Below are 5,911 nucleotides of genomic sequence, written 5' to 3'. Positions count from 1 at the left end.
CCTACACCCGACGCGAGCGCCATTTCAGTGTTGGACGTGAACAAAACATGCCGGTCGGCGTGATATAAGAGGCCGCACTGCAGCGGCGTTGGAGACGACCATGAGCCACGAACCAAACTGCTTTGACGGCATCGTGGGAGAAAAGTTAAGCGCCATCACGTTCGTGTTGAATTACTGGCAACTTCAATTTGATGGCTCTACGATCAATGCATTAACTCGGATGGAGGTAATTTCTAATCGCAAGGCCTTGAGGGATGGCGAAGACCAGTTTCGAAATCTGATCTGCGAGCAGATCGGGAAGATCGTCGTAGATGTGACGCCGGCCAAGTCGGAAGCATTCGTCATTGCATTTGAGGACGGCTCCTCGATCTCTATTTCTCTCAGAGCCGAAGATTATGTTGGCCCCGAGGCCCTCGTATTTTACGGATCAGATCGGACCATCGTCATCAGAGACGACGATGTGTCGGTGTTTGGTCAAGGACTGATACCCCCTTCCTAGCCGCTTTGGGCCAGATTCGGGAGTGCGCGGCCGTGCGAGACAGTCTACTGTGCCCTCAAACACCAGGACCCTTGCCTCAGGAAGCTTGGCCGAATGTTTCGCCGCAGGCTCGTCCGCCCTGGCGAAGCAGCGAGCGGTCGCGGAAGCAGAATCGCTCTCGGTGCAATTCGAGGACTGACATGGCAACGATGCGCGCGTTAGATGAGCGATGCCATCTGCCCTGCGAGTCCTGCCATGCCCCACACCTCCTCTCTCCTCGCCTTCGCACTCGTTTCCTTCGGCATCGTGCTGACACCCGACCGTGATCAGCGTCAGCGTGAACGCAGCGATCGCGCTCAGCGCGGGCGCGATCGCGCTGTTGTCGACGCGGCCGAGCTGGCTGTTGATCCAGCGCTATCTGATGGGCGCCGTGCTCACCGGCCTTGCCGTGCGAATGGCGCTGGAGACGAGAAGGGCGTGATGCGTGCGATCGGCTGCTTCCACTGACTCGTCATGCCCGCGCTTGTCGCGGGCATCCACGTCTTACTTCGGTGCCGCGCCTGAAGACGTGGATGGCCGGGACAAGCCAGGCCATGACGAGGCGGAAAGCACGCGCTAACCGTCTGCGGCTCCATCCGCGCCTCGCCATGCTCATTTCATGTGATGTCTTACCGTCTCCTGCCGACTCAACACCCGACCTGAGCGTCATTTCACTGATAGGCCAGTAAGCGACATCGTTGACACACGATGCTCAATCGGCACAATCGAACAGTCCTCTACGGGAACAAGGTGCGGCAATGGACGCCACTTCAGTGTCCGGCAAATGTTTGTGCGGCTCGATTGTCTTCCAATACACCGGGGCAGCGAACTGGACGTTGCATTGCCATTGCGAGAGTTGTCGACGAGCAACCTCTTCCCCGATAACGACATGGATTTCAGTCCCACGCAGCGCGTTCGCGTTCACGAAGGGCGCGCCCCGCTATTTCCATTCTTCGCCAGGCGTTCGGCGTGGTTTCTGCGAGAATTGTGGGTCACCCCTCACATATGAGAATGAACGGATAAAGGGAGAAATTCACATATATGCGGTGTCGCTGCTCGACGCGAATTATGCGTCGCCGAGCTGCCATGTCTTCGTTAATGAACAGCTACCTTGGTTCGAGGCGCTCGATGACTTGCCGAGGTTTGCAACGACCGGTCGCGACGGTGCCTCGCCTATCCGCATCGGTCCTAAGAAGAAGATGAATTGATCTTTCGTGCCGAGGGGCCGTTAGGGTCGGGTCGGTTGGACAAATTGCCGGGCGATGACGACCGTAAGATCAATCCAGCTTTGCCACCATGCCGCGCGCCACGCCGGGGCGCGCCATCAGCGCGTCGTACCAGCGCTTGACGTGAGGGAAATCCGACAGCTCCACCTTGTGGCGCGGGTGGCGCCAGGCCCAGCCGAGGATGGCGAAGTCGGCCACCGACAATGGCCCGGCGACGAATTCGCGATGCTGCAGCCGGCGGTTGAGCACGCCATAGAGGCGGCGCGTCTCGGCCATGTAGCGCTTCAGGGCGTAGGCGCGGTCCTGCTCGTTCTCCAGCGCGATGAAATGATGCACCTGGCCGGGCATCGGGCCGAACCCGCCCATCTGCCACATCAGCCATTCATAAACCGGGATGCGCTCGAGCAGCGGTTTTGGCAGGAATTTGCCGGTCTTTTCGCCGAGATAGAGCAGGATCGCGCCGGATTCGAAGATCGAGACCGGCTCGCCCTCGGGGCCATCGGGATCGACGATCGCCGGAATCTTGTTGTTCGGGCTGATCGCCAGGAACGACGACGCCATCTGCTCGCCCTTGGTGATGTTGACCGGGATCACTTTGTAGGGAAGCTCCATCTCCTCCAGGGCGACCGAGATCTTGCGGCCGTTCGGCGTGTTCCAGGTATGCAGCTCGATCGTCATCTTGTCCTCCCCCGGGCGATGGTGCGGTATCCAGTAGCCCGGAAGGTCCGGCGCTTACAACCATCCGGTTGACATGGGGAGAGCTTCCGGCGACGCGGGACAGGCCCTGTTGACGGCAGCGTATCCGCACTGGAATGTGCCCGGCTGCCCTTATAGATTGCGTCACCTGAATAACGCCGGAACAACCATTGTCCAAATCAGCCTCCCGCGCCCGTCTCGCCGACATCATCCGCCACCGCTCGTTTGGACGCGGCGAGATCACGCTGGCCTCGGGGCGCAAGAGCGATTTCTACTTCAACCTCAAGCCGACCATGCTCGATCCCGAGGGCGCCACGCTGCTGGCCGAACTCACCTATGAGGCGCTGAAGGACGACCAGCTCGACTATGTCGGCGGCCTGGAGATGGGCGCGGTGCCGCTGGCCGGTGCGATCGCGCAGATCTCGTGGCTCAAGGGCCATCCGATCGCGGCCTTCTTCGTGCGCAAGAAACCGAAAGAGCATGGCGCGCGGCTCGCCATCGAGGGCCTGGCGAAAGGCGAGAGCCTGCAAGGCAAGCGCATCGTCGTGGTCGAGGACGTCACCACGACCGGCGGCTCGGCGATGAAGGCGGTTGAGGCGGTACGCGAGGCCGGCGGCGACGTCGCGCTCGTGCTCACCATGGTCGACCGCGAGGAAGGCGCGAGCGAAACGTTCGCTGAGGCCGGGCTCGCCTTCCGCGCCCTCTACCGCGCGGCCGAATTTCTCTAGCCGCGGCTGCCGAAATTCCTTTTTCGGCCGCAAAAGCGCCACGCTCACCGCTCGTTTACCATCACCAATTAAGGTGTTTTCAAGCCTGCGGCCGGGTGCCGCCTGCCAATCAAATGCGTTGCGTGGGGTTTTAAGCGTTGCGTTTCTTGTCTTGTTTTCAGCGCAGGCGGCGCCGCCTTGCGCGCATCGCCGCGATCTCTATCGCCGGCGCGTTGGTGTTGTCGCCGCACGCGGTATCGGCCGAAGGGCTGTTCGATTTCCTGTTCGGCGGATTCAAACAGCAGCAGCGGCCCGCGCAGCAGCAGCAATCGAACTTCTTCAACGATCCCTTCGGCTTCAACGCGCAACCGGCGCAGCAGCCGGCGCGCCCGGCGGTGGCAAGCTCGGGTCCCGCCTTCTGCGTACGAAGCTGCGACGGCCGCTATTTCCCGCTGATGCGGGGCCTCGCCTCGCCGGCCCAGATGTGCCAGGCGTTCTGCCCCGCGAGTCCGACAAAAGTCTATTTCGGCGCCTCGATCGATGGCGCCACTGCCGCAAGCGGCGAGCGCTATGCCGAGAGCGAGAACGCGTTCGCGTTCCGCAAGGCGCTGCGCGCCGACTGCACCTGTAACGGCCGCGATCCGGCCGGCCTCGCCCCGATCGATCTCGCCCTCGACAATTCGCTGCGTCCCGGCGACGTGATCGCCACCACCGAAGGGCTCGTCGCCTATTCCGGCAAGGATGGCAGCGGCCAGTCAGCCGAGTTCACGCCGATCGCCGCCTATCCCGGCCTGACATCGGAGGTGCGCGCCCACCTGAATGCGATGAAGGTCGCGCCCGTCAGTGCCGAGATGATTGCCGGCGATGCGCAGGCGCCGGACGCGGGCGCTAGCGTGGTCCCGGCTGCGACGAGTGCGCCAAAGGCGCTGGCGCGGGACAAGCGCGCGGAAGCGAATTTTCCGCGACCTCGATCAGCCGACTGACCACATGGGCCATGCCGCCGACGTCACGCCGGACGCGGCGACCACAAGGGGGCGACCACAAGGGTCGACACGAGGGGGCGACCACAAGGGTCGCCCCTACGGACTGCCCGATTGTAGGGGCGCCCCTTGCGCGGACGGTGGCTCACAATGACGGATGGTTACCGCCCCACGATCACGCCGATGACGTTCGGTGCCGCCAGATAGCGTTCCTCGATCGCGGCACGCGCGGCCGCACGGTTCTCCGCCGTCAGCAGCCCGCGCTTTTCGGCCAAAATCATCCAGCAAAAGCCCCACCAGTCGGTCAGCATGCCCTCGTCATCGACGAGATCATAACCGGCCTCGGCCGCGAAAATGCGCGCATGGGCCTCATCGAGCCCGTCGAGAAAGCTGTGATCCGCGGCCGAGAACAATTCGTCGGAGATGTCGTCGGTGCAATAGCCCCAGACCGACTGGCACACCGCGTTGAACTCGCGGTCGATCTCGTCGTCGTCGACGGCCCGGTGACGGGCGGCCTTGTGCAGCCGCGACAGCGGACGGGCGAAATCGGCGATGCGGGTGAGTGCGAAGGGATCGAAGGCGATGGTGGACATGTAGTCCTCGCGGAAGCTGGCAGACCCTAGATATTGTATCGGCAGGGCATCGAATCAGAATGATATATCGAAGGCTTGCTAAGGTGTTCTTAATTTGTTCGAATGAACAAAAAGGGCTCAGATATGCTTATGTCTCTCGGCTACACCGTGCCCTCTTCGACGCCCGCCTCGTGCGGGGTGAACTGATAGACCGACGAGCAGAACTCGCAGGTCACCACCACCTTGTCGTCCTGCACCATCGCGGCGCGATCTTTTGGCGCAAAACTTTTCAGCATGGCGGCGACCGCGTCGCGCGAACAGGAGCATTGCGCCTTTAGCGGCAGCGGCTTGAACACGCGCACGCCGCGCTCGTGGAACAGGCGATAGAGCAACCGCTCGCCCGACAGCGCGGGATCGATCAGCTCGATATCCTCGACGGTCGACACCAGCGACTGGCCCTCGACCCAGGCATCGTCCTCTTCCACCGTGTGCAGCGTCGTGCCCTCGGGCGCATCGCCGGGATGCAGATCGGCCTGGCGCGCGCGCTCCGGCGCCTTCGGCAGGAACTGCGTCAGCAGCCCGCCGGCGCGCCAGCGATGCTTGCCGCCGCTCCATTCCTCGCCGACCGCAAGCCGCACGCGGGTCGGGATCTGCTCGGAGCGCAGGAAGTATTCGTGCGCGGCCTCCTCCAGGCTGCCGCCGGTCAGCGCCACCAGGCCCTGATAGCGGCTCATGTCCGGACCCTGGTCGATGGTCATGGCTAGATGGCCCTTGCCGAGCAGGCCGCCGGAATCCTTCGCTTCCTTGAGCCGCGCCTCGTCATAGCGCGCATAGGCGCGCAAGCGGTCGGGCGCCTGGAAATCGACCACCAGGAACGAGACCGGGCCGTCGGTCTGGGTCTGCAGGATGAAGCGGCCCTCGAATTTGAGCGAGGAGCCGAGCAAGGTGGTCAGCACGATCGCTTCGCCAAGCAGCTTGCCTACGGCTGCGGGATAATCATGCTTGGTGAGGATGTCGTCGAGCGCGGGACCGAGCCGGACGATGCGGCCGCGCAGGTCGAGCGCATTCACCTCGAACGGGATGATCGCGTCGTCGACCGGAACCGCAGAGGGCGCGCGAACCGGGCTTTTGAAGGTGATTTTGCCGTCGGGGGATTGCGATGTCATGGCGCTTAATCTGGGGTCTGCACGCACATTTCGAAAGGGGTTGACTG

The 5,911-nt window shown here is 62.8% G+C and carries 7 protein-coding genes and 1 pseudogene; 5 read left to right on the top strand and 3 right to left on the bottom strand.

Annotation, left to right across the window (positions count from 1 at the left end):
- The first annotated feature begins 100 nt into the window (after positions 1–100).
- The 3 genes and pseudogenes from JOZ76_RS26965 to JOZ76_RS38390 all read left to right on the top strand — a co-directional run bounded on the left by JOZ76_RS26965 (position 101) and on the right by JOZ76_RS38390 (position 1,725).
- Positions 101–499 carry a hypothetical protein gene (locus JOZ76_RS26965; protein ID WP_291703829.1) on the top strand — a complete coding sequence of 133 codons (399 nt, stop codon included), beginning with the start codon at positions 101–103 and terminating at the stop codon, positions 497–499.
- Positions 500–803: 304 nt separating this feature from the next.
- A pseudogene (locus JOZ76_RS26960) lies at positions 804–959 on the top strand (LysE family translocator); the annotation flags it as partial.
- Between the two features lie 316 nt (positions 960–1,275).
- Positions 1,276–1,725, top strand: a complete 450-nt coding sequence (locus tag JOZ76_RS38390; protein ID WP_366112818.1) for a GFA family protein — start codon at positions 1,276–1,278, stop codon at positions 1,723–1,725.
- Between the two features lie 69 nt (positions 1,726–1,794).
- Here the strand turns inward: JOZ76_RS38390 and JOZ76_RS26955 are convergent, their stop codons facing one another.
- Positions 1,795–2,421 carry a glutathione S-transferase family protein gene (locus tag JOZ76_RS26955; protein WP_291703825.1) on the bottom strand — a complete coding sequence of 209 codons (627 nt, stop codon included), beginning with the start codon at positions 2,419–2,421 and terminating at the stop codon, positions 1,795–1,797.
- Positions 2,422–2,609: 188 nt separating this feature from the next.
- On the opposite strand from JOZ76_RS26955, the gene pyrE reads away from it, so the two are divergent.
- Positions 2,610–3,167, top strand: a complete 558-nt coding sequence (gene pyrE / locus JOZ76_RS26950; RefSeq protein WP_291703823.1) for an orotate phosphoribosyltransferase — start codon at positions 2,610–2,612, stop codon at positions 3,165–3,167.
- A gap of 137 nt (positions 3,168–3,304) precedes the next feature.
- Positions 3,305–4,129 (top strand): DUF2865 domain-containing protein, encoded by an 825-nt coding sequence (locus JOZ76_RS26945; RefSeq protein WP_441300106.1) that lies wholly within the window; start codon positions 3,305–3,307, stop codon positions 4,127–4,129.
- Between the two features lie 158 nt (positions 4,130–4,287).
- On the opposite strand, the gene JOZ76_RS26940 is transcribed toward JOZ76_RS26945, so the two are convergent.
- Positions 4,288–4,719, bottom strand: a complete 432-nt coding sequence (locus JOZ76_RS26940; protein WP_291703819.1) for a hypothetical protein — start codon at positions 4,717–4,719, stop codon at positions 4,288–4,290.
- A 140-nt stretch (positions 4,720–4,859) separates the two neighbouring features.
- On the bottom strand, positions 4,860–5,864 hold the full coding sequence (locus JOZ76_RS26935; RefSeq protein ID WP_291703817.1) for an Hsp33 family molecular chaperone: 1,005 nt from the start codon (positions 5,862–5,864) through the stop codon (positions 4,860–4,862).
- Positions 5,865–5,911: the final 47 nt, after the last annotated feature.

The sequence above is a fragment of the Bradyrhizobium sp. genome (genome assembly GCF_019244115.1).
Classification (GTDB): domain Bacteria; phylum Pseudomonadota; class Alphaproteobacteria; order Rhizobiales; family Xanthobacteraceae; genus Bradyrhizobium.
The sequence above is the reverse complement of the archived record's forward strand: the minus strand, read 5'-3'. Positions and strand labels throughout refer to the sequence as shown.